The following is a 1,242-nucleotide window of genomic DNA, read 5'->3' as shown; positions in this document are numbered from 1 at the left end:
TTAGACGGTATGGGGGGCTGGGGCCTCACTCACATGTGACCGTGGGTTGCCGACAGGAATCAGGTCCTGGCCGGTAGAGCCACAAGATGTGGGAGGCCCCAGTGAAGGTTCAGCGTACGAGTGTTGGTTTGGATGTGCACGCACGTTCGGTGATCGGGTGTGCATTGGACGGGGATACCGGTGAGGTATTCGAGCGTCGGCTGACCCCTGATTACGGGGAGATCCTGGACTGGTTGCGGTCATTGCCGGGCCGGGTCGCGGTGACCTATGAGGCCGGCCCGACGGGGTTCGGGCTGGCCCGGTTCTTGATCGCGGCCGGGATCATGTGTTTGGTGGCGGCGCCGTCGAAGCTGATCCGCCCGGCTGGGGACCGGGTCAAGACCGATGCCCGCGATGCCGCGCATCTGGCACGGTTGTTGCACCTAGGCCAGATCATTGAGGTGCGGGTTATCGCCGCCAACGCCTGGATGAAGCCATCGAGGCCATGGCCGCCGATTCGGAGTTCACCCCCGTGGTGTCTCGCTTGTGCTGCTTGCGTGGAGTCGCGACGCTGACCGCGTTCGGGTTGGCGGTCGAGATCGGCGACTGGGACCGGTTGACCGGCCGCAGCATCGGCGCCTACCTCGGGCTGGTGCCCTCGGAGTACTCCTCGGGCAGCTCACGGACCCAGGGCGGCATCACCAAGACCGGTAACGGGCACGCCCGCCGCCTGCTGGTGGAGGCGGCCTGGCATCACCGCCCCCGCTACCGCCCGGGCGTGGCGCTGCGGCGACGCTGGGACGCTGCCCCCTTGACTGCCCGCAGCCGCGGGGACGCCGGCAACCAGCGCCTGCACGCGCGCTGGGCGGGCTTTGATGCACGCAAGAAACGCCCCGTGGTGGCCAACGCCGCCGTTGCCCGGGAGCTGGCCGGCTGGTGCTGGTCGCTGGCGGTCCTCACGGACTGACCAGCCATAACTGTCCAGGTGAACCTCGTGATTGTCGGCAAGCGTCTTGGAGTGACCCGCGGCTGCGCTATGAACGATGTCGCTGCCCTGCAACGCATTACGCTCGACCTTAGATAGCGGCCAACTCCGACTCGAAAGTCCCGTCCTGCGGTAACCAACCCGCGAATATCAGACTTGATACGCGTCGATACGACACGCTCGACAACCCACATTCACCTGGTCACGAAGCGGCGGCCATGACGACGGTCGTGGCCGCCGCTTCACCCTGGGACTTGACAAACATCCCTACATATCAG

General features: G+C 65.9%; 1 pseudogene. It reads left to right on the top strand.

The window, feature by feature from the left end:
* Window positions 1–101 precede the first annotated feature (101 nt).
* Window positions 102–946: pseudogene (locus EJK91_RS21420) on the top strand (transposase).
* Window positions 947–1,242 lie beyond the last annotated feature (296 nt).

This window comes from Mycobacterium sp. P7213, from assembly GCF_900604305.1.
In the GTDB taxonomy this organism is placed as follows: Bacteria; Actinomycetota; Actinomycetes; order Mycobacteriales; family Mycobacteriaceae; genus Mycobacterium.
Note: the sequence above shows the minus strand (reverse complement) of the source record. Positions and strands in the feature narration are given on the sequence as shown.